This is a genomic window from Ralstonia sp. 25mfcol4.1 (assembly GCF_900104095.1).
GTDB lineage: Bacteria > Pseudomonadota > Gammaproteobacteria > Burkholderiales > Burkholderiaceae > Cupriavidus.
Map to the genome: position 1 here is coordinate 140323 of NZ_FNJO01000007.1, position 21032 is coordinate 161354.

Consider the following 21032-nt stretch of genomic DNA (forward strand, 5'->3'; position numbering starts at 1 on the left):
GACTCCCCTGACAACACCGGAAAAGAAGGAATCACGCCATGCGCGTCGCAACCTCCACCCTGTATCACCAGGGCCTGTCCTCGATGAACAGCCAGCAGTCCAACCTGCTGCACGTGCAGCAGCAACTGGCTACCGGCCGCCGCGTGCTGACGCCGTCGGACGACCCGGTCGCGGCCACGCGCGCCCTGGGCGTGTCGCAATCGGTCGCCGTGAACGGCCAGTACACCGCATCGCGCAAACAGGCCAATGCTTCGCTGGGACTGGAAGAAAACACGCTGTCGACGGTAACCACCGTGCTGCAGAACATCAAGTCGCTGCTGGTGAACGCCGGTAACGGCACGCTGAGCGACAACGATCGCGCATCGCTGGCAACGGCCCTGCAAGGCCAGTACGACCAGCTGGTGGGCCTGGCCAACGCCGATGACGGCAACGGCAACTACCTGTTCGCGGGCCTGAAGACTGGCACCGCCCCATTCGTGACCGATGCCGCCGGCAACCTCACGTACCAGGGCGACACCGGCCACCAGCTGCTGCAGGTGGACGTGGCGCGCCAGATGGAAGCCGGCAACAACGGTGCGGAGATCTTCCAGACCGTCACGGCCAATGCCGGCTACGTCATCAAGGGCAACAGCGCCAACGCCGGCACGGGCACCTTCAGCGCGATTTCGGTGACCGATCCGAGCAACGCACTGTACGGCCACAAGCTGAGCGTGACGTTCTCGGTCGCTGCCGGCGTCACGCAATACACCGTCAACGACCAGACCACGGGCAACCCCGTCGGCCCCGCGACGAACTACGTCGATGGCGGCTCCATCAACGTGGCCGGCGTGTCGTTCTCGATCAAGGGTACGCCCGCCAATAACGACACGTTCCTGGTACAACCGGCCCAGCAGGCAGGCGCCGACATGTTCACGAACCTGAAGGACGTGATCACCGCGCTGCGCACGCCGATCGACTCGGGCACTGCCCAGGACGTGGCCGCGGCCAACCTGCAGAACGCGATCTCGACCGGCCTGCGCCAGAACAACAATTCGCTGGACAACGTGCTGACGGTGCGTGCGTCGGTGGGTTCGCGCATGAACGAACTCGATGCGCTGGACACCATCGGTTCGAACCGCGACCTGAGCAATTCCAAGACGCTCTCCGACCTGACCGAACTGGATTACGCATCGGCCATTACCGAGTATTACCAGCGCCAGACGGCACTGCAGGGTGCGCAGCAATCCTTCATGCAGATCCAGCAAATGAACCTGTTCAGGTTCCTGGGATGATGTCGTGAGGTGGCCTGGCGTCACCTCTTGTTGTCGTGCCGGAACAGGGTTATGCAAAGCCCTAGAAAGAGCTCTGCAAATGTCGGCGAAATCGCCCGGAAAGGCGCGCCGGCTCTAGGGCTTGCAGGATTCTTGCGCTGCTGGCGGCGATCCTCCCGGAGGGTCTTGCCCGCCCGAAATTTTCAGCGCTTCCAGAGCATGTTTCCGCGCTCCAAGACGGAGCAATCTGCAGTCCGCTACCGCAAAATATAGGACAGTTTCGAGTTGTTGGCGTGTACTAGGACTACGCCTTCAGAAGCCCCCGATTCTGTACGCATCTTCCCGACCTTCGAGCCATTTGGGACGACGTCCCTGGCCTGTCCACGTCTTCCCCGTCACTGGGTCCATGAATTTTGCACGCCGCGCGACGACTAGACGGTCGGATTGCCGACGGACGTCCTTCTGTTGACCCGTTTTTTTTCGGGGTTCACCACTTGCGGGTCGACAAGGACATACGCCTTCCACTGCTCGAGTGAAATTTTCTCGCCCGAAGTATTCGCCCAAAACGCCTTTCGCGTGATGTGAACATCGTAGCCAGCCCAAGCAAGGCTGCTAACTAGCATAGCAAGCAACGCAACGATAACGCACACTTGTCTACCGCCTATCGGCCCGAAGAGTGCCGACATTGTTGACCATATCGGGTGGTCCGTCGAGCGGCCGCTCCTCGCCGATCTCGGCCCTGTGCGAGTCGGGGCGTGGGCTTCCTGAAGCCGGGGGCCGCTACCGAACCCATCTCGGCCATCGGAGCAGGAGTCATGGGATGACTGCCCAGGATCCCAGATGAGTCATCGTAAGCGGCTTAGATCGCGATGAGGGCCTTGAGCCTAGAATTAGCCGGTCGAACGCTTGAGCCGCATCGACACGGCAAAGCTGTCTGCCGGATGCACGGTCACCGATACTTCGAACGTCTCGCCTGCGTCGTCTATGTAGCGCCGCACGATCTTCAGCACGGAAGCACCGGGCTCGATATGCAATGCGCTGCTGATGCGCGGGTCGGCCAGCGTTGACGCGCGCACGACCTGCTCGATCTCCGCGATGTGTTTTCCGTGCCGGCTCTCAAGCAGCGAACTGACCAGTTCGCCCGGAAACTGGTACACGGCCTCGGCAATGTCGGTGTAGACCGGGTCGATATAGATGTCCGTCCACGCGATGGGCGTGGCGCTGGCGGCGTCGCGCATCCGCACGCTGGACACGCGCAGGCGCCGGGTGTCTTCCGCGCAGCCGATGTCCTTGGCCGCATCGCCGGTGACCGACACGATTTCCACCGACTGCACCACGCGCCGGTGCTCCTCGCTGAACTGCATCAGGTCGTCCACCGACGCCAGCGTCGGGCGGAACGCGGCGCGCGGCCGCGATGTCTCCACACGCGTACCGACGTTCTTGCGGCGCGACACCAGCCCCAGATCCTGCAACTCCTGCAGCACGGCGCGGATGGTGTAGCGGCTGGCCTGGAACTGCTCGCACAACTCGAATTCGGTGGGCAGCAGCCCGCCCACCGGGTAGCGGCCCGACGTAATGCCATCCAGCAACTGGCGGGTGATTTCAGCGGAATTGGATCTGCTCATACAAGCCTGACGCATCGCATTTTTGCGGCGGCGCACAAACGCTGACGCGGGTTAACCCTCATTTTCTTAATATGTTCGAACATATTTAATGCTCGATATGTTCGAACATATTAAGACTCCTGTCTGATCGCCACAAGGTAGCACCATGACCCCGATTTCCATCCCCGCCGCCAGTACCGTTGTCGACTCCGCGCTGTTCCGCGATGCCTTCGGCACGCAGAAAATGCGGCAGATCTTTTCCGATGGCGCGCTGGTCCAGCGTTACATCGACGTCGAAGTGGCGCTGGCCCGCGCCGAGGCCCGCGTGGGCGTGATCCCGGCCGATGCGGCCGAAGTCATCGCCCGCGAATCGCGCATCGACCGCATCGACTTCGACCACATGCGCGAGGAAACCGACATTGTCGGCTATCCAATCCTGCCGCTGGTACACCAGCTCGTGAAAATGTGTGGCGAAGCTGGCCGCTACGTGCACTGGGGCGCCACCACGCAGGACATCATGGACTCGGCCGTGGCGCTGCAGGTGCGCGACGCGCTGGACAGCATCGATGCCGATATCCGCGAACTGCGCGGCATCCTGGCCGACCTCAGCATCAGGCACCGCGACACACCGATGGCGGGCCGCACCCATCTGCAGCAGGCGTTGCCGGTGACGTTCGGCTACAAGACCGCGATCTGGCTGGCCATGTTCGACCGCCACCAGCAGCGCATCGCCGAACTGCGTCCGCGCGTGGCCGTGGTCGAGTTTGCCGGGGCCGCCGGCACGCTGGCATCGCTGGGCGACAAGGGCTTTGACGTGCAGCAGGCGCTGGCCCAGGAGCTGGGCCTGGGCGTGCCGGCCACCACCTGGCATGTGGCTCGCGACGGATTTGCCGAGGCGGTCAACCTGCTGGCCCTGGTCACCGGATCGCTGGGCAAGATCGCGCTCGACATCATGATCATGGCGTCCACCGAGTTTGCCGAGGTCTACGAGCCGTTCGTGAAAGGCCGTGGCGCCAGCAGCACCATGCCGCAGAAGCGCAACCCGATTTCCAGCGAACTGATGCTGGCCGCCTCCAAGGCCGTGCGCCAGCATGCCGGGCTGATGGTGGACGCCATGGTGCAGGATTTTGAGCGCGCCACCGGCCCGTGGCATGCGGAATGGATCGCCATTCCCGAGAGCTTCATCCTGACGTCCGGCGCGCTGCACCAGGCCAGGTTTGCGCTGGGCGGCCTGATCGTCGACACCGACCGCATGCAGCACAACCTGGGCATCTCGAAGGGCCTGATCGTGGCCGAGGCCGTGATGATGCGCATGGCGCCGCATATTGGCCGCCAGCAGGCCCACGACGTGGTCTACGACGCCTGCCGTACCGTCAACGCGTCCGGCGGCACGCTGGCGGAGGCGCTGCTGGCGCTTCCCGAGGTCACCCGCCATTTCGATCGCGCCGCCGTCGAGCAGATGGTGGACCCGGCCAACTACCTGGGCCTGGCGCCGCAGATGGTTGACCGCGCGATTGCCCTGTCCAAAGAAGTTGCCTGAGGCCGAACGGCCCGGGTGGAGGAAGACACCATGCAGCACACATCGACACAAAGTCCCGCCGCACCGCCGGCTCGCAAGCATCTGCCCTGGTATCGCCGGCTCGGCATGCAGGTGCTGCTGGCGCTGATCCTTGGCATCGTGGTGGGGTTCGCGCTGCCGCAGTTCGCGGCCAAGCTGAAACTGCTGGGCGACATGTTCCTGTCGCTGATCAAGGCCGGCGTGGCGCCGCTGGTTTTCCTGACCATCGTCCATGGCATTGCGTCGGCCGGCGATGTGAAGAGCGCCGGCCGCGTGGGCTGGCGGTCCATCGTCTACTTCGAGGTGATCTCAACCATCGCGCTGATGGTGGGCATGCTGGCGGGCAACCTCCTGGAGGTCGGCAAGGGCATGAGCCACGTTGCCGGCAGCGCCGCCGCGCCCGCCGCCAAGGCCGCCAAGGCCGCCGCGCCGCAGGGCTTCCTGGAATTCATGATGCATATCGTGCCCGACAACTTCGTCGGCGCCTTTGCCAAGGGTGAGTTGCTGCAGGTGGTGGTGCTGGCCGTGATGGTGGGTATCGGCATTCTGGCGATTCCCGAGGCACGCCGCGAGAAGGTCAACGCCGGGCTCGACATGATCTCGGAGGTGCTGTTCTCGTTCATCAATCTCGTGATGAAGCTGGCCCCGATCGGCACGTTCGGCGCGGTGGCTTATTCGGTCGGCAGCAACGGGTCGGCCGTGCTGATCGCGCTGGCGCAACTTGTGCTGAGCTTCTACGCCGTGGTGTTCCTGTTCATCGCCGTGGTGCTGGGCATCGTGGCCCGGCTGGCCGGCTTCAGCCTGTGGCGCTTCCTGCGCTATATCAAGGACGAAATCCTGATCGTGCTGGGCACTGCGTCGTCCGAAAGCGCGCTGCCACGCCTGTTGATCAAGCTGCAGCGCCTGGGCTGCGCCAAGCAGACGGTGGGGCTGGTGCTGCCCACGGGCTACGCGTTCAACCTGGACGGCACATCGCTCTTCATGGCGATGGGCGTGATGTTCATCTCCCATGCCTATGGCGTGCCGCTGACGCTGGACCACCAGATCGGCATCCTGGTGCTCATGCTGCTGACGTCCAAGGGTGCGGCCACGGTGTCGGGCGGTTCGTTCGTGGTGTTCGCCGCCACGGTCACCTCCACCGGCCTGCTGCCCGTGGAAGGGCTGGCCGTCATCTTCGGCGTGTACCGCTTCCTGTCGATGGCCATTTCCACCTGCAACACCATTGGCAATAGCGTGGCCACGGTCGTGGTGGCCAGGTGGTCCGGCACGTTCGATGCGGAAACCGCCAGACGGCACCTGTATCCCGAGCTGTATCCCGGTGTGGCACTCGACGACGAACAGGCCGACAACCCTGCCGTGCAAGGCCGCGAATCGATGAAGCTGCGCACATCGGCCACCTGACGGGCGCCGGGGAAGCCAGCCTCCCCCATACGCACCGGCCGGATCAGACCAAGAATTCCAACGGAGACAACATGAAACCCATCATCGCCGCGGCCATTGGCACGCTACTGGCCGCCTCGGCCCACGCCCAGACCTACCCGTCCCGGCCCATCACCTGGATCGTCCCGTTCGCCGCTGGCGGGCCCACCGACGCGCTGGCGCGCACCATCGCCGACCGCGTGTCGCGCGAGCTGGGCCAGTCGATCATCATCGACAACTCGCCCGGTGCGGGCGGCACCATCGGCGCTGCCAAGGGCGCCCGCGCGCAGCCGGACGGCTACACGATGCTGGTGGGGCATATGGGCTACATGGGCGCGGCGCCGGCGCTCTACAAGAAGCTGTCCTACGACCCGGTGAAGGACTTCGCGCCGGTCTTCCGCTTCCCGGACACGCCAATGGTGTTGATGGTGCGCAAGGACCACCCGGCGCGCGATGTGCGCGAGTTCGTCGACTACGGCAGGAAGCATCCCGGCAAGCTGAACCTGAGCAATGCGGGCATGGGTTCCACGTCGCACTTGGTGGCAGCCATGTTCGCGTCGTCGGCAGGCATCAAGGTATCGCTGGTGCCGTACAAGGGCGCCGGGCCGGCACTGATCGACGTGATCGGCGGCCAGGTGGACGGCATGTTCGACCAGACCAATACGGCGCTGCCGCAGATCACCGAATCGAAGGTGCGGCCGCTGGCGGTAACGTCGGCCGCGCGCGTGCCGCAACTCAAGAACGTGCCGACCTTGGCGGAGACCGTGCTGCCGGGCTTCGAAGCGGCCACCTGGTACGGCATCTATGCACCTAAGGGCACCCCCCAGGCGGCTCTCGACAAAGTGCAGCAGGCCTACCTGAAGGCGATGGGCGACCGGGACTTCACCGCGAAGCTAGCGGGGCAGGCCATCCAGATGCTGCCGCCGGATCAGTACACGGCAAGTGCGTTGGGCAAGCACACCGCCGCCGAAGTGGCACGCTGGAAAGTGCTGGCCGCCAAGGCCAATATCTCGCTGGATTGAATCGATGCAAGACGTACGGATGGAGCATGACGCGTTCGGCCCGGTGGAAATTCCGGCCGACCGCTACTGGGGCGCGCAGACCCAACGCGCGCTGGCGGTCTTCGAGATCGGCGACGAACGCTTTCCGGCGGCGCTGGTCCACGCGTTCGGCCTGCACAAGATGGCCGCAGCGCAGGCCAACCTGCACTGCGGGGTGCTGGCGCCAGACATCGCCGGGTCTATCGTCGCGGCGGCGGCCGAAGTGCGCGAGGGTCTTTTCGACGCGCATTTCCCGCTGACGGTCTGGCAGACCGGTTCAGGCACGCAGACCAACATGAACGCCAACGAGGTGATCGCCAACCGTGCCAACGAGCGGCTGGGCCAGCCCTTGGGTGGTCGGCTGCCCGTGCATCCGAACGACCACGTCAACGCGTCGCAATCGTCGAACGACAGCTTTCCGTCGGTGATGCACCTCACGGCGGTGCTGGAACTTGAGTCGCGGCTGTTGCCTGCGCTGACCACGTTGCGCGATAGCCTGCAGGAACGTGCCGTGGCCTTCGCCGACATCCTGAAGCTGGCACGCACCCATTTGATGGATGCGGTGCCGATGCGGCTGGGGCAGGCCTTCGAGGGGTTCACGCTGCAGATCGACAACGCCCTGGCACGCGTGCAGTCCGTGATGCCGCACCTGCTGGTGCTGCCCCAGGGCGGCACGGCGGCCGGGACGGGGCTCAATGCGCCGGCCGGCTTTGCCGAAGCGTACTGCGAAGCCGTGAGCGTGCTCAGCGGGCACGCGTTCCGTGCCAGCCCGTGCAAGGTGGAGGGCATGGCCGCCCATGACGCCCTGCTGGAGCTGTCCGGCGTGCTTAACGTGATCGCCGCGTCGTTCATCAAGATCGCCAACGACCTGCGCTGGATGAGTTCGGGCCCCAACAGCGGCATCGGCGAGCTGCAGATGCCGGAGGATGGCCTGACCTCGTCGATCATGCCCGGTAAGCGCAACCCGACCATCGCCGAAGTCATGGTGCAGGCCGGCATGCAGGTGGCCGGCAATCACGTAACCGTGACGATGGCGGGCGCCTCCGGCAACTTCGAGCTGAACGTGGCCAAGCCAGTGCTGATCCACAACGTGCTGCAGTCGATCCGGTTGCTGGCGGACAGCGCCCGCGTGGTGGCGCAACGTGTTGTTCCCGGCCTGGAGCCGCGGCGGGATCAACTGGCCCGCAACCTCGAAAGCCCGCTGTTGGCCGCTACGGCGCTGAACCCGGCAATTGGATATGACAAAGCCGCTGCCATCACACGCCATGCCCGGGAGCAGCAAACCTCGCCACGCGCCGCCGCTATCGCCCTGGGCCTGTTGAGCGGCGACGAATACGATCGCCTTGTCGACCTGCGGAGGATGGCCGGCGGCCTGGCATCGTCTGGCGACTAGCCCTTTCTTCTGTGGCGCCAGACGAGTGACATGTGCTTCACGACTAGGGTGTGCTCGCGCCCAAAGGCCTTGCACAAGCCAGCAGCGCGAACCTGCAGGAAGCGCTGATTGGCGCGTTCCCTTGCACGCAACGCGTCGCACTGCGACACAGATTGAAGAGCCGTCCTGTACCGTGTAGAAGTCGTTTGTCAGCCGCTATTCCAAGGGCCAAAAAATGGCCGAGAATCGCCCGGCCAACCCGGCGGTCCGCTAGCCTGACTGCCAAGAGCGGCCAGCCGAACGGCGATGTAGCGTAATGGCTGATGCTGTGCGATTAGCCGGCTGTTACATCAAACGGGCTGATCACCGCAGTGGCTGGTGTAGAAGCTGACGCCATATCCGTCGGGATCGAGCATGGAGAAATAGTGGTGGCCGTACAGCTCGCCATCCGCAATGGCCGACGGCGAATATCCCTTGCCAATCAGTCTGGCCCTGTACGATTCGAGCTCGGCCCTACTATGCCCCGCGATCATCAGGTCTATTCGTTCGCTGCTGAAATCCGCTCTCTGACCGCTCTGGCTGTTCAGCAACGCGCCAACCTGATCATCACCTTTCTTAAACAGCAGCAGATGCGTTCCGCCGCGCATTTCAACGATCGCCATCCCGGGAAAGGTACCGAGCGCTCGCAGACCCAGACCGGCATAAAAGCGGTAGCTGGCATCGACATCCTGCACCTTCATGACGAAGTGACCGAGCGCTACAGCCGGCAATCCGTCATCGGTATCGGTCTCATGTTCGTTCATCACTTGCCTAGCCTGCTTGTTGGAAAAAAAGTTGCACCGCGTGCATCTCTGCACTAATCTGACTGATCAGTCGGAAATACTATACGACTGACCAGTCGAAAATCAAGGGGGAGGGTGTGGCACGCAAGAAAGAAATCGATAGGGAACGCGTCCTGGACGCCGCCGAAGCCGTCATCCTTGAATCCGGAGGTAAGAACTTCACGCTCGATGCCGTCGCGGAACGCTCGGGAATCAGTAAGGGCGGTCTTGTTTATACCTTTGCGACCAAGGACCAACTGATACTTGCGGCGCTGGAAAGAGAAGTGTCGCGGTTTCAGGAGGCGGTACGACGGCGATTAGGGAGTGGAGGAACGGGGCCAGTCGAATGGATCCTCGCGTATATCGAGGAAGCGTTGGACGAGGATGACGCCACAACCCAGAAGGCGGCGTTCCTAGTAACTGCCTTGGTGCACGCTCCTGAGATGCTAGAGCCTGTGCGACGCCATTATCGCGCGCTGCTCGATTTGCTTCGATCGGAACACGGCGAGTTTGAGGAGGTTCGTCAGGCGCTGCTGGCGGTCGAAGGCATCTTTCTGCTTCAGGGACTCGGGTTCGTAGAAGTCGACTCGGACGAACACAAATCCGTCTTGCTTCACGCGCGCAACACAGTCCTTGCGGCGTCTAAATCGACATACCGGACGAAGAAACAACGATAAGCACGGCGATCCGCCGATTTTGGGGGCATGTTGAACATGAGTCACGGATGCCCCTACATAGCCGGAGTCGGAAGCCGGACCTCGTTCACAGGCTGGGCACACCTCAATAGGCGGCTCGCAACCCATAGCGGACGACAGCGATTCCCGTGAGCGGTCATTTGCGAGGCGTATCGCCGCGGTCGCGAGATCGTCAGAGGCACAACCATCGCCGGGACCGAACGCTAGATTTGATTCACAACTCTCGATCCAAAAAAAGGCCTCCGCCTGGCGCCATTACGTGAGGTTCAACCCGCCGTCTGATAGCAAGATTTCTCCGGTCAGATAATCTGATGCGACAAGCACGGCAACAGCCTGTGCAATATCTTCAGGTTTCGCCGACCGCCGCATTGGAGCGCGTGTTTTCCACAGATCTTGTGCTTGCGTCCAATCTGCGGTCAAAGGTGTGTCTACCAGGCCTGGAGCAATTCCATTAACTCGAATATCGGGCCCAAGTGATAGCGCCAGCAGTCGGGTCATGTGTTGAGTGCCGCTTTGGTCGCCGAGTATGGAATTGACGCGCCCTTGGGCCGGACACCCGCGTGCGAACTGATGTTGATGACGCTGCCCGGGCGTCCTCGCCGAGCTGCTTCACGTAATGCGGGTTCCGCTTCAGCAATCAAACGAAATGGCGCGATCACGTTGACCTCGTATAACTCTTGCCAAATGGCTGGCGTTGCCGCAATCAGGTCCGCATGAGGGATGACACGACTGATCCCCGCATTGTTAATGAGCACGTCGAGCCGTCCCCAAGGAGCGACAGACTCGCGGATGAGTCGCACTCTGTCAGCGTCATTGGCGAGGTCGGCCTGAATGTAGATTGCCGAGCCCAGTTCACGAGCCATCGCGTGCCCTGTTTCCGGGGAGCTTCGCGAATGCAAGACAACCGAATATCCATCGCTTGAGAGTCGCCGGGCAACGGCAGCGCCTATACCGGAGGTCGAACCAGTGATAAGCGCAACAGGTCGCCGAATCGTCATAGAAGTACCGATTGGTTCAGGGAAATGGGAATTCTCAACAATCTCGGCCTCGTTGTCCAACGGCGGCTTCTGGCCGGGAAGTGCCCGATCGCTTCGGCGAGCCGTTAGCTGGGTGGCATCGGGCGGGAGCCGACCCGAAGCGGTCAGTTAGAATCCTCGAAAGCGGTCAATAGCTTAAGCACACAGTACGGATAATCACGCCATGTTCACCCCAGAGTTTTCGGCCCGTGATCGACCTGAACATGTTTTAATCGTCAATCATTTTATCGAGACGGAGGAAGCGCTCAAGTTGAGTCTCGCTTTCGTTCGCGCTCGTGTCCATTACGGGCGTCAACACGTCACATCGCCCGCAGCGAGTTTTGTGGCGTACTACGATGTGCGCGGGCAAAAGGTCGGGGGCGACCTCGAAGCGCGCTTGACTAATGCTCTTCAGGACCTCGCTGAGGTTAAGGTGAAGCGATCATGAGTCTTCAGCTCATCGTTCAGTGCGGCACTGTCGCCGAAGTAGAGACCATGCTTTCTGCGTCCTGCGGCAGCGCTGTCGAAGTATTCGCTATCGATATGGACAACATTGGGGTTTCCATTCCAACGTTGTTGCTGGACTCTGTCGGGGAAGAGAGGATCAGAGCCGCGCTCAGTCATGCACGCGTGTACGATCTCTACTCTGGCATTTGGAATGACGCCACGTGACTGGATCACATACACCCAGATCTGCACCATCCCATGGCTGACGGTTTTTTGCCGACTAACGCCTTCCGTTGGCTGGCCTCTACCGTGACCGCCGGTTCCCGACCCCCAACGGCCCTTAAGCCTTGCCTCTAACAGCCATTCGTCGGGTGGCATTTACTGCAACTTGACCTAGATCCTATCTAATTCTCTATGGGGCTCGGGAGGAAGGAACACACGAATCTCATCGCCCGGACAAACAGCACCACCGGAGATGACGACGCCCATTACACCGGCCTTGCGGATTAGCTTGCCCGCCGAGGAGCGGTCCAAGACAGCCTTAAGCAAGCCAGGCTGAAACGCATCGATCTGTGAGCACGGGTTACGTAATCCGGTAAGTTCTAGAACGGCATTGGACCCTATATGAAGCCGGGTTCCGACGGGCAAAGTAAGTAACGATAATCCCACCGTTGTGATGTTTTCACCAAGCTCAGCGGGGCCGACCGAAAGTCCCTTGTCCGCCAATTCATCAAACAGTTCGCTATGAATCAAGTGAACTTGCCTAAGGTTTGGCTGCGAAGGGTCAACCGCTACACGGGAGCGATGCTTCACCGTCTCCCCGCAATGCGCATCCCCTTTCACACCAAGATCGGTCAGTAGCTCGATATGGTCTTGCCGGAATTTCGAGAAAGAGTGCGTCGGGCTTGCACTCACGGAAACAACACGTGGACTCATCACGCTTCCGGTTGGAGATAGGTCAAGGCATTGTCAACGATTTTGCTGGCGATGTCGAACGACCGAATGTGGCCGAACTCGGCCCTCGGCCAACCCGGGCACGCGCTTGCCGGAGCCAGAGGCCATTTCCGACTGCGGATTCAACCGGTAAGAGTCGATTGCGTCCCAGAGTGCATAGTGGAAGCGGCTCGTCGCCAGAATCGAAGGATGCGCCTCGCTCTACGCTGCTCGGATGTCTGCGAGGCTAAGTGAGCATTTGCAAAACTCTGATCCGTCGGCGAGAGTTTTGCATCTGGGCCAAAATTTCTCCGTCAGGACTGCGCCCCTTTGCATGACTCGGGCGGGGGAGTCTGCTCGGAATGGCGCTCCAGCTCTAGGTTTCCGGCCAACCGATCAAGAATCTTGCAAGCCTTGCAGAACTTTCTTCCGGTACAACACCTCTTGTCGTTCCCGTACAGCGTCGTGCAAGGCCCAGGGGGCGCCCCGAAAGGTCGGGCTCCCTGGCTTTCATAACGCTTCCGTCTTTGAAACGGTGTCGAACTCAAGGTCTCGACCCGTCGGAACCCACCGAAGCGGTACGCATCTTCCCCGCCTTCCAGCCATTTGGGGCGATGTCCCTGGCCGGACCGTATAGAGACCCCGTCTCAGGCCACGGATACCGGTTCGCAGGTTTCCGATTGCTCGTCCCGCGAGAATCTCCTATTGATGCGGCTGCTCGTCCCGACAGCGGATTTGAGTGGCTCGATTTTCCATACAGACAGCAGCGCGTCGAATTCGTCCTCCACAGGCGACGCGCCACGCAGGTACGCTTCAGGCGGACCGCCCAATACATGTATGGACAATGTATATCCCGATTTATGGACATGCTGGAGCATTCCTGTCGCCACCAGGACTTTTCGGGCTCTTCCGAAATCGTGGTTGGACAGCAGGTTTCGTGCAACGATTTCCTTGCGGGTGAGGCACTCTCCGCCTCTAAGCAAGGCATACAACGATTCTGCGCACTCGTAATCAGATTTGGTGGACCTCAAAACGTCTCCTTGGCAGGTTGACTGGTCGGTACGATGAGAATCGCGGGATCGGAAAAAACGCGCTTTGGTAGGACGAGCCGTCGGAGCGGTGTCGCGGGGGGAAAGGCTCATCGACGCCGGCGTCCTCGATTCGATGAATCGGGATAGCACCGATCACACTCCCCATTTTTGAAAGACGTGCCGAAAAATGGGGAGTGTCGCCCGGCGGGTAACGGTGAAGACCCGCCCGTCAATTTACGGAGCCAACCTCCAGGGCGCTTCGCACACTCGCATTCCGACTTGTCGCAGGTGGAATGTACGTCATTCCCAACTTGTCGGCGCATCGCACAAGTTCCGCGAGCGAGTCGATCTCCAGTTTGTCCATGATGTGGGCGCGATGGACCTTCACGGTTTTCTCGACGATGCCGAGGAAGTTGGCGACCTCCTTGTTTCGGAGTCCGGTCGTGACCATGGCCATGACCTCTCGCTCGCGATTTGTCAGCCGCTGCATCTTTGCATCGAGGGCTGCCTTGATGCTCCGCTCCATACCGCGTTGCGCGGCCAGCTCCAGCGCACGGACCACCGCCGTGACCAGACGGTCCTCAGCCACGGGCTTCTCAAGAAGATCGATGGCGCCAGCCGTCATCGTCTCGACGGTTTGCTTCACATCTGCACAGCCTGTCAGCATGATGAAGGGCACATGCGACGGCAATAGTTTCAGCAGTTCGTGACCGCTGATGCCAGGCAGAATCAGCTCCGCCACCACGCAGGTCGGGCCGCGGATGCCGTCAAGGGCAGCCCGACATTCTTCGGCCGAACCAAAAGTCCTTGATGAGAATCCCTTTGCAAGCAGCAGCCGCCCTAAAGCCTTGCGGATGCTTTCGTCGTTGTCCACAACAATTACAGTCCCGGTCATCGCGCGTACCCTCTTTAGAAAATGGGGTGACTCCTCGCCACATTACCGAGCGCCGCTTGCATCCACAACCGGTCTTCGGGTGGAGCGAAAAGTTTCATACCGACTTGTGAAATGACTTTCGACGCGCTGACGCGGGGTGGGGGACGCGAGGCGGCGGCGTGGAGAAGTCCTCATTGTCTGCGGTCCGGGTCTCGATCACAGGATTTCAGCCGGAACTGGACCACCCGTTCGCGGGTTGTCCGAACCGGACACCCGCGCTTCCTGTCCGGATGCCTATTCCGGAAGATTATTTCAACAAAACTAGATTCGATAGCATTGGATGCTAATGAGGTAGCGGCCAGAGCAGGATTTTAGAAGCAGTTTTTAGAGTGTTCGTCGTAGCATGGTCTTCCTATTCAAGGATGACTGGAAATGAGTGCGACCACCCTGCGGTACTTCGATTACGCTGCAACCACACCAGCGGACCCTCGCGTCATGGAGGCGATGTTCGGCTGTCTCGGGGCCGACGGCGTCTTCGGAAACCCTGCGTCGAATTCTCACGCCGCGGGCCTATCGGCGAAGGACCTCGTCGAGCAGGCTCGTGCGCAGGTTGCCGATCTCATTGGCGCGGAGCCGTGCGAGATTGTGTGGACGTCCGGTGCAACGGAGTCGAACAACCTGGCTCTCAAGGGTTTCTTCGACTACGAACAGGGACGACGCCATCTGATTACCAGCAAGCTGGAGCACAAGGCGATCCTGGATACGGCGGCGCATCTCGAGCGTCTTGATGTTTCGGTCACCTACCTTGCTCCCGATGCGTCGGGAGACATTTCGGTGGCCGCCGTGGAAGCGGCTTGCAGCCATCGTACGGGCCTCGTTTCGTTGATGATGGTGAATAACGAAATTGGCACCCTGACCAACATCGCCGAGATCTCGCGGGTCGTACATGCTGTGGGCGCGCTACTTCACGTGGACGCAGCACAGGCTGCGGGCAAGACGGAAATAGACGTCAAGGCGATGGGGATCGATCTGTTGTCGATGTCGGCACATAAGCTCTATGGGCCAAAAGGCATCGGCGCACTCTATGTCAGCCGCGAGGTGGCGTCGCGCATTGCCTGTCAGATGCACGGCGGAGGGCACGAACAAGGACTACGATCTGGCACGCTTGCCACGCACCAGATTGTCGGCATGGGCACCGCGTGCGAACTGGCGCGCCTGCAAATGGCGTCCGACAATCAGCGTATCGCGCAACTGAGCGAGTGCCTGCTGAATGGTGTACGCGCATCGGGTGTCGTCACGCAGAACGTCGCCAACGCGATCCGCATCCCACACACACTCAGTCTGACCGTGAATCTGCCGGACTTCCTCCCATTTATGCTGGCCGATCGCCTGGCGGTCTCCTCCACGTCGGCCTGCAATTCGGCGGCTGGCAAAGTCTCTCACGTGCTGACATGCATCGGGCTGGATGAAGACGCTGCGCAACGCACGGTGCGGCTGAGCCTTGGACGGTTCACAACGGAGGCAGATGTGGACGTTGCGGTCGACTGCTTCCAGCAAGTCATTGCCCGGTGCCGGGAGTCGGGAGCGGGGGGACCGGAGATGCAGATCCGGCATCTTTCGGACGACGTCAGCGTTGCGGCGCAGCTGAGCGATGCCGACGTACGGGCCGCGCATGCACTGGGGTTCCGCTCCATCGTGTGCAACCGGCCCGATGAAGAGGCTGCCGGTCAGGCCCGGTTTGCAAATATCGCCGAGGTTGCGGGTTCGCTTGGCATGGCTGCGCACTACCTGCCGGTGAAATCGGACAGTGTCACCGCAGAGGATGCCGCAGCCTTCGGCTCGCTGGTGGCAGCACTGCCGAAGCCCGTGCTCGCGTACTGCCGTACGGGTACCCGCTCGGCGACGCTGTGGAATCTGGCGGGAACCAGGCTAGGCTGACGGCGGGCTGACCGATCGTGAAACCGTCATTTGGGATGGTCTACAGGAATCAGCATTGCGCTCAGAAGCGGAACGCCACGCTAACCATGGGGCCCTTCAGCGTCAGCCTTTGAACCAGTTCGCCGCTGCCGAGCTGGTAGGTCAGGTAGCGATAGGTCAGTTGTATGTCGCCCCACCTGGCCGCATAGGCGGCGCCTCCCGACGCTTGAACCGTGTATCGGGAAGCGCCGGTGCCCACGTCGAGGTAGTACGGCAGATACCATCTGTCGCTGTTGCCGAGGCGGACTCGCCCGCGCACGCCAATGATCGCGTCGACGATGTTCTCGGTCTGCGACACGCTTCCCTGCGTGGCCAGCGTGGCGCCCTGTTGGGTGAACGTGGTGGATAGCGTCCAGTTGGCGCTGGCGCTGAGGTTGAGGTAACGAAGCCCGCCGAGCGGCTCGACGGTTCCCCATGGCGCGCGCACCGCCGTGTAGGCGGCGTAGAGCCCGAGCAGTCCGCCGCTAAGGCTGCTGCCTGTGTTGGTCGCCAGTTCCCGCGGAATGACTACCGAGCCGACGGTGTTGAGCGTAGTCTGGTGGTTGCTAAAGTCAAGGTAGGCCGCGTCGGCGATGACCGTCCAGTCCCCCTTGCTGGCTTCGGCCTGCATCATGAAGAGGAACTTCAGGTTCGAGAGATAGCTGTCCGGACCGGTGCCAAGGTCGAGCCTGCCGCCGCCGGTGGATGAGTTCCCGGAGAAGCTGAACGCCCCGCTCACGTTGGGCAGCCACAGGTACGGCGCGACCGCAAACCTCCAGCTATTTGCATCGGGCGACTCGGCATGTCCGGCACCGGCGGCGATAGCCAGGCAAAGCGCAATGCCGAGCCGCGTCCCGCCAAGCCTTGAGAAAGGCAGCTTGATATCGCCCCCATCGAAGCGACTACCTTCTTGCATCGCCTTCATCATTCACGCCTTCGCTCTGCCGTGCGGTTGTCGGTCACGCCACGCTCCAGTTGCCAAGCTAGCCGGTCTTGATGGGACGCTCAATTGGCCCAAAGGGCTAACTAATGAAATTGCCGGGTGGCAGCAGGGCATTTTGTCCAACGGACGGATCCGGCAGGCCAGGACAGATTCGTACGCCATCCCGGGCAAGAACAGGAGCGCCCGTGTCGTGACACGAGCGAAAGTCGATGTGGGTGGCCGCGCGGCGCAAGGCCGTTTATCCGAATACGGTGGCATCTGGGTAGCGAGGCCGGTGTGCTGGTTTCAGTCGGCTGACGTCACTTGGCATCGGCCTGGAACTGGATACCTAGTGCGCACGAGCGGCCGCTAGGCCTTCGGCAATAACGTGTCAGGCGTTTCGCCGGGGCTGGCCGCCAGCTTCCGAAAGGCGTTTCAGCGCGGCGCCCGGAGGCTACCACTGCTGCTGTTGCTTGCCTTTGATGTTGCCCGCCACGCCGCCGGCCACGGCGCCGATCGCCGCGCCTGTCCAGCCACTGCCGCCGGCAATGGCGGCGATGCCGGCACCGGCCGCGGCACCGAGGCCAGCGCCGGTGACGGTGCCTTGCTGCTGCGGGGTCATGTTCGTGCATCCCGCGGCGCTGACGACGATCAGGATCGCGCCAGCCAGATGGAGTCGTTTCATGGCGTCACCTCACTTGCTGGTCTTCAGCCCAGGAACAACCATTTCGAACCAGATGGTTTCAATGACCGGCCGCTGCAATCGGTCGGGATGTGCCGCGTACCAGCGATCCAGCCCCTGGCTCACCGAATCGAGCGAATGGCTCTTGAGCCCTTGGGCAAAGCGCGGAAGAATGCTTTGCGCGTCGGGCGGCGGCTTGCCCTCGTGATAGGCGATATCCACCTGGACCATATTGGCGATGCCTACCAGGTAGGCCTTCTTGGTCTGCTCGGTGGAGGCTGTCCATTGCTTGCCGGTAACCAGTGGAATTTCGTCGCCACGGGCGCCGGTTGCCAATACCAGTGTCGCGAGTGCCCCAGCCGTCACTGCGAGCCGGCTTAGTCTATTTGCCATTGCGGTCTCCATCAGTGTTGCCATTACTCCACGCAGCCCTGCGCTCGTTCATATTAGTCGCTATTCCGGCGTATAGGAGCCGGCTAAACCGCGCGCTGTCGCTCAGAACTTGTGGCGCAGTCCCAAGGCGATGCCCAGCATGGAGCTTTGCCCGTTGGCCAGGGCATAGCTGTTGCCGAGCGACAGGCTGTTGGCATAGAAGATGGCGGCGGATTCCAGACCAAGGCCGGCATTTTTTGCATAGGCGGCACTGATATAGACATCGGTGCGTTTGGAGAATGCGTAGTTGGAAATGAAGGCGATCTGCCAGGGATTGGGCTGGCTGGCATTGCCGAACTGGTTCTTGACGTCGTCGTAGTTGTACTCAAGCATCAGGCCGATTGAGGGTGTCAGCTGATACGTCCCGCCGATCCAGTAAAAATTGTCGCGAAAGAATTCGGCACCTACCTGATTCTTGTTCTGGCCCCAGCGGTAGCCACCCATGATCTTGGCGGCACCGAATGCATAGCTGGCGCCTGCACCAGCCTTCTTGAACGTGCCGCTGCCCGCATTGGCCGGGTTTGCGGCGGGTGCGATGGTCGGATTGAACTGGTCATAGGTGACGACCAGACCCACCGGCCCTGCCGTATAGACCACCGACCCACCATAGGCGGTATCGCGCCGGAACTGGCCCGGTACTTCGCCGTTGCCGCCAAGAATGAACGGTGCACCAACCGTCGGCGGCAGCGCCAGGCCGGTGCCGAAGGAAAAGTGGGCCAGTGCCGTGACGGGCCCGAAATTGCCGGTGTACTTGATGGTGTTGTCCTCGCGGAAATTGGCCCCGGCCAGCACCACCGCAGGCTCGTACTGCGTGGCATAGGCAGCCGGGACGAAGTTCGCCAGCGACTCGAACATCGACGTGTACTGGCGGCCGATCGACAACTGGCCATACTCGCTTTGCAGCCCCACGAACGCTTGCCGGCCAAACAGGCGGCCACCTTGCTGCGAGGTGCCACTGTCCGCATTGAAGCCGCTTTCCAGAACGAAGACCGCCTTGAGGCCCATGCCCAGGGCCTCCGTTCCGCGTAGACCCCAGCGCGACCCGGATACACCGCCGGAGTCCATCCGCACCAGGCTGTGCGAGGGGCCAGGGTTGAAGCCATTTGCGGATGTGGGTACGGCGCCAAGGTGATTGACGTATTCAACGTTGACGTCGACAACGCCATAGAGCGTCACGTTCGATTGCGCGTGCGCCTGCCAGGCAAGAGCCTGCAACGCCACAAGTGCAAGAAGTCTCAGTCTCATGTCTGCCGCCTCCTCCTTGTTTTTATGGGTAGTTCATGGCTGCTGGCGTTTCGGTTTCACGCTCTTCGCTTGCATGGAATGCCACCCTGACGCTTCGATCTGTCTGCTGGCGCACGCACGTGTGGCGCGTCGGCGGTCGATTCCGACGCCGATGATTGATGAGGCAACGGCCCGGGCTTCCGGAAATCTATCGATCCATTCCAGTTCGGCATATCGAACCGGCATCCGGTCCCCCACTATGTCCACATGCATGGACAAGCATAGTCGCGCGCCGGCTGTCCCGTGCCTCTTGTTTCTTGTGGAGCATTCATGAAACTCACTTTCCTTGCGCCGGCATTGCGGGCGATGCCCCGTGGGCCAGCAATGACACGCGCGGTCCCGGAGCCAGCGCTGAACGCAGCGCCGAAGCCAGCGCCGAACGTAGCGGCGGATGCCGACGACGGCGTCATGAAGGGTTTTCCGCCGCCCCCCGACAAGCAGGTGGTGCGCGGCGGTGGGCTGCGTCCGCCATTCATGCGATGGGCGTTGAGCCACACCCGGGAGTTGGCGCCTACGGTGGGGATCCGGCACGCTTCACGGCCCATGCCGCTGGTAGACGCACCAGGCCTGCCATTCGACGAGTTGCCGCTGATGGTGGCGGGCCGAAGCCTGGGTCTGGACGACTACCTGCGTGCGACGCACACGGACGGCTTCGTCGTGCTGCATCGCGGTAACGTGGTCTATGAGCGGTACTTCGGTGATTTCCATCGTCATCAACCGCATATCTGGGCGTCGATGACCAAGTCGGTGACCGGGCTGCTGGCAGCGATGCTGATCCATGAAGGCAAGCTCGACCCGCACGCGCCGCTGAGCCAGTACGTGCCGGAACTCAAAGGCAATCCGTTTGGCGACGCCACCGTGCGACGCAACCTGGACATGGAGGTACCCGTCGGCTATCCGCAGGCGTTGCCTCCCGACCTGGGCCTATTTGGGGCTGTCGGCATCGTGCCGCGCAAGGACGATGCCCCCGACAATATCTACGACTTCCTGAAGATCGCGCATGCCACCGGCACCGCGGCCGAGGCGCCTGTCTGGTACTACCAGAATGGTTCGGCCGAGGCGATGGCCTGGGCGCTGCGCAGGATAACGGGCCAGCGATGGTCGCAACTGGTGACGGACCGGATCTGGTCAAGGCTGGCCGATGACGACGCCTACGCCAGCGTGGACCGTCTGGGTACCGAGATGGCAAGCGGCGGCCTGAATTCGACGCTGCGCGACGCCGCACGCTTTGCGGAGGCGGTACGCCGCGCGATGCAGGGCGACCTCTCGGGTCCGATTCCGCCAGCGGCGGCACGCATCGCGTTCGAGCCGGCAAGCAACCAGTCGCGTTTCGCCAGCGGCAACCTTGTGTCGGGCCGCGATGGCTATGGCTATCGCAACTACTGGTTCCAGTGCAACGATGGCGATGGCAGCGTCGAGGCCAGCGGCCGGTTCGGGCAACGCATCTACATCAACCCGGACAAGGACCTCGTCGCGGTCAAGTTCTCGGCAAGCCCGGACGACGCCGCACGCCCCACGAGCGCGGCCGACATCAGGCGGTGTGAGGATGCTGCCCGGGCACTGGAGACGTCCGCTGCGTTGATCGCAGCCGCGCTGGCCATACATCGAAGCCTGGAACACGACGGCGGCCTTGCCCAAGCGGCGGGTATCGGTCAAGGGTCGCCAGCAACATGAAGCAAGACGGAAGGAGTTTGAC

19 protein-coding genes and 1 pseudogene are annotated in these 21032 nt (G+C 61.9%); 10 read left to right on the forward strand and 10 right to left on the reverse strand.

Annotation, left to right across the window (positions count from 1 at the left end):
• The first annotated feature begins 38 nt into the window (after positions 1–38).
• A complete protein-coding gene (flgL, locus tag BLQ58_RS14380; RefSeq protein WP_092598990.1) occupies positions 39–1271 on the forward strand; it encodes a flagellar hook-associated protein FlgL in 1233 nt (410 codons plus the stop codon).
• Between the two features lie 291 nt (positions 1272–1562).
• On the opposite strand, the gene BLQ58_RS14385 is transcribed toward flgL, so the two are convergent.
• The gene (locus BLQ58_RS14385) at positions 1563–1775 is read right to left on the reverse strand and encodes an H-NS family nucleoid-associated regulatory protein (RefSeq protein WP_254775966.1); all 213 of its coding nucleotides are present in this window, start codon (positions 1773–1775) and stop codon (positions 1563–1565) included.
• A 365-nt stretch (positions 1776–2140) separates the two neighbouring features.
• Positions 2141–2875: a GntR family transcriptional regulator gene (locus tag BLQ58_RS14390; RefSeq protein ID WP_092598996.1), complete on the reverse strand. Its 735-nt coding sequence runs from the start codon at positions 2873–2875 to the stop codon at positions 2141–2143.
• Positions 2876–3020: 145 nt separating this feature from the next.
• On the opposite strand from BLQ58_RS14390, the gene BLQ58_RS14395 reads away from it, so the two are divergent.
• The 4 genes from BLQ58_RS14395 (at position 3021) to BLQ58_RS14410 (ending at position 8264) form a co-directional block, all read left to right on the forward strand.
• On the forward strand, positions 3021–4394 hold the full coding sequence (locus BLQ58_RS14395; RefSeq protein ID WP_092598998.1) for a class-II fumarase/aspartase family protein: 1374 nt from the start codon (positions 3021–3023) through the stop codon (positions 4392–4394).
• Between the two features lie 30 nt (positions 4395–4424).
• Positions 4425–5813 (forward strand): cation:dicarboxylate symporter family transporter, encoded by a 1389-nt coding sequence (locus BLQ58_RS14400; RefSeq protein ID WP_092599001.1) that lies wholly within the window; start codon positions 4425–4427, stop codon positions 5811–5813.
• Between the two features lie 71 nt (positions 5814–5884).
• A complete protein-coding gene (locus BLQ58_RS14405) occupies positions 5885–6853 on the forward strand; it encodes a tripartite tricarboxylate transporter substrate binding protein BugD (protein WP_092599004.1) in 969 nt (322 codons plus the stop codon).
• Between the two features lie 4 nt (positions 6854–6857).
• A complete protein-coding gene (locus BLQ58_RS14410; RefSeq protein WP_092599007.1) occupies positions 6858–8264 on the forward strand; it encodes a class II fumarate hydratase in 1407 nt (468 codons plus the stop codon).
• A gap of 329 nt (positions 8265–8593) precedes the next feature.
• On the opposite strand, the gene BLQ58_RS14415 is transcribed toward BLQ58_RS14410, so the two are convergent.
• Positions 8594–9046 carry a VOC family protein gene (locus BLQ58_RS14415; RefSeq protein ID WP_092599010.1) on the reverse strand — a complete coding sequence of 151 codons (453 nt, stop codon included), beginning with the start codon at positions 9044–9046 and terminating at the stop codon, positions 8594–8596.
• A gap of 116 nt (positions 9047–9162) precedes the next feature.
• On the opposite strand from BLQ58_RS14415, the gene BLQ58_RS14420 reads away from it, so the two are divergent.
• Complete coding sequence (locus BLQ58_RS14420) at positions 9163–9741, forward strand: TetR/AcrR family transcriptional regulator (RefSeq protein ID WP_092599013.1); 579 nt, start codon at positions 9163–9165, stop codon at positions 9739–9741.
• A gap of 273 nt (positions 9742–10014) precedes the next feature.
• Here BLQ58_RS14420 and BLQ58_RS14425 read toward each other — a convergent pair.
• Positions 10015–10757 (reverse strand): annotated as a pseudogene (locus tag BLQ58_RS14425) (SDR family NAD(P)-dependent oxidoreductase).
• A 202-nt stretch (positions 10758–10959) separates the two neighbouring features.
• On the opposite strand from BLQ58_RS14425, the gene BLQ58_RS14430 reads away from it, so the two are divergent.
• Positions 10960–11223 carry a hypothetical protein gene (locus BLQ58_RS14430; protein ID WP_092599016.1) on the forward strand — a complete coding sequence of 88 codons (264 nt, stop codon included), beginning with the start codon at positions 10960–10962 and terminating at the stop codon, positions 11221–11223.
• A complete protein-coding gene (locus BLQ58_RS14435; RefSeq protein ID WP_092599019.1) occupies positions 11220–11447 on the forward strand; it encodes a hypothetical protein in 228 nt (75 codons plus the stop codon). Before BLQ58_RS14430 ends, BLQ58_RS14435 begins: the two co-directional genes overlap by 4 nt.
• 168 nt (positions 11448–11615) lie before the next feature.
• Here BLQ58_RS14435 and BLQ58_RS14440 read toward each other — a convergent pair whose 3' ends face one another.
• Both BLQ58_RS14440 and BLQ58_RS14445 read right to left on the reverse strand, forming a co-directional pair.
• Entirely contained in the window at positions 11616–12158 is a 543-nt protein-coding gene (locus BLQ58_RS14440) for an MOSC domain-containing protein (protein WP_092599022.1), read from the reverse strand.
• A 1257-nt stretch (positions 12159–13415) separates the two neighbouring features.
• Positions 13416–14081 carry a response regulator transcription factor gene (locus tag BLQ58_RS14445; RefSeq protein ID WP_092599025.1) on the reverse strand — a complete coding sequence of 222 codons (666 nt, stop codon included), beginning with the start codon at positions 14079–14081 and terminating at the stop codon, positions 13416–13418.
• 411 nt (positions 14082–14492) lie between these two features.
• Here BLQ58_RS14445 and BLQ58_RS14450 point away from each other — a divergent pair, with 411 nt between their 5' ends.
• A complete protein-coding gene (locus tag BLQ58_RS14450) occupies positions 14493–15998 on the forward strand; it encodes an aminotransferase class V-fold PLP-dependent enzyme (RefSeq protein ID WP_092599028.1) in 1506 nt (501 codons plus the stop codon).
• Between the two features lie 61 nt (positions 15999–16059).
• On the opposite strand, the gene BLQ58_RS14455 is transcribed toward BLQ58_RS14450, so the two are convergent.
• The 4 genes from BLQ58_RS14455 to BLQ58_RS14470 form a co-directional block, all read right to left on the reverse strand.
• Positions 16060–16944, reverse strand: coding sequence for a hypothetical protein (locus BLQ58_RS14455; RefSeq protein ID WP_254775945.1), 885 nt, complete (start codon positions 16942–16944; stop codon positions 16060–16062).
• 448 nt (positions 16945–17392) lie between these two features.
• Positions 17393–17623 (reverse strand): YMGG-like glycine zipper-containing protein, encoded by a 231-nt coding sequence (locus tag BLQ58_RS14460; protein ID WP_092599034.1) that lies wholly within the window; start codon positions 17621–17623, stop codon positions 17393–17395.
• A 9-nt stretch (positions 17624–17632) separates the two neighbouring features.
• Positions 17633–18013, reverse strand: coding sequence for a hypothetical protein (locus BLQ58_RS14465; protein WP_175459909.1), 381 nt, complete (start codon positions 18011–18013; stop codon positions 17633–17635).
• 102 nt (positions 18014–18115) lie between these two features.
• Positions 18116–19297: a porin gene (locus tag BLQ58_RS14470; protein ID WP_092599036.1), complete on the reverse strand. Its 1182-nt coding sequence runs from the start codon at positions 19295–19297 to the stop codon at positions 18116–18118.
• Positions 19298–19879: 582 nt separating this feature from the next.
• On the opposite strand from BLQ58_RS14470, the gene BLQ58_RS14475 reads away from it, so the two are divergent.
• On the forward strand, positions 19880–21010 hold the full coding sequence (locus BLQ58_RS14475; RefSeq protein ID WP_254775946.1) for a serine hydrolase domain-containing protein: 1131 nt from the start codon (positions 19880–19882) through the stop codon (positions 21008–21010).
• Positions 21011–21032: the final 22 nt, after the last annotated feature.

Coding starts and splice junctions, on each gene's coding strand:
- BLQ58_RS14390 (WP_092598996.1), bottom strand. CDS start 2,875: ATGAGCAGATCCAATTCCGCTGAAATCACCCGCCAGTTGCTGGATGGC.
- BLQ58_RS14465 (WP_175459909.1), bottom strand. CDS start 18,013: ATGGCAAATAGACTAAGCCGGCTCGCAGTGACGGCTGGGGCACTCGCG.
- BLQ58_RS14450 (WP_092599028.1), top strand. CDS start 14,493: ATGAGTGCGACCACCCTGCGGTACTTCGATTACGCTGCAACCACACCA.
- BLQ58_RS14400 (WP_092599001.1), top strand. CDS start 4,425: ATGCAGCACACATCGACACAAAGTCCCGCCGCACCGCCGGCTCGCAAG.
- BLQ58_RS14470 (WP_092599036.1), bottom strand. CDS start 19,297: ATGAGACTGAGACTTCTTGCACTTGTGGCGTTGCAGGCTCTTGCCTGG.
- BLQ58_RS14475 (WP_254775946.1), top strand. CDS start 19,880: ATGCCGCTGGTAGACGCACCAGGCCTGCCATTCGACGAGTTGCCGCTG.
- BLQ58_RS14430 (WP_092599016.1), top strand. CDS start 10,960: ATGTTCACCCCAGAGTTTTCGGCCCGTGATCGACCTGAACATGTTTTA.
- flgL (WP_092598990.1), top strand. CDS start 39: ATGCGCGTCGCAACCTCCACCCTGTATCACCAGGGCCTGTCCTCGATG.
- BLQ58_RS14415 (WP_092599010.1), bottom strand. CDS start 9,046: ATGAACGAACATGAGACCGATACCGATGACGGATTGCCGGCTGTAGCG.
- BLQ58_RS14440 (WP_092599022.1), bottom strand. CDS start 12,158: ATGAGTCCACGTGTTGTTTCCGTGAGTGCAAGCCCGACGCACTCTTTC.
- BLQ58_RS14435 (WP_092599019.1), top strand. CDS start 11,220: ATGAGTCTTCAGCTCATCGTTCAGTGCGGCACTGTCGCCGAAGTAGAG.
- BLQ58_RS14455 (WP_254775945.1), bottom strand. CDS start 16,944: ATGATGAAGGCGATGCAAGAAGGTAGTCGCTTCGATGGGGGCGATATC.
- BLQ58_RS14405 (WP_092599004.1), top strand. CDS start 5,885: ATGAAACCCATCATCGCCGCGGCCATTGGCACGCTACTGGCCGCCTCG.
- BLQ58_RS14445 (WP_092599025.1), bottom strand. CDS start 14,081: ATGACCGGGACTGTAATTGTTGTGGACAACGACGAAAGCATCCGCAAG.
- BLQ58_RS14395 (WP_092598998.1), top strand. CDS start 3,021: ATGACCCCGATTTCCATCCCCGCCGCCAGTACCGTTGTCGACTCCGCG.
- BLQ58_RS14460 (WP_092599034.1), bottom strand. CDS start 17,623: ATGAAACGACTCCATCTGGCTGGCGCGATCCTGATCGTCGTCAGCGCC.
- BLQ58_RS14410 (WP_092599007.1), top strand. CDS start 6,858: ATGCAAGACGTACGGATGGAGCATGACGCGTTCGGCCCGGTGGAAATT.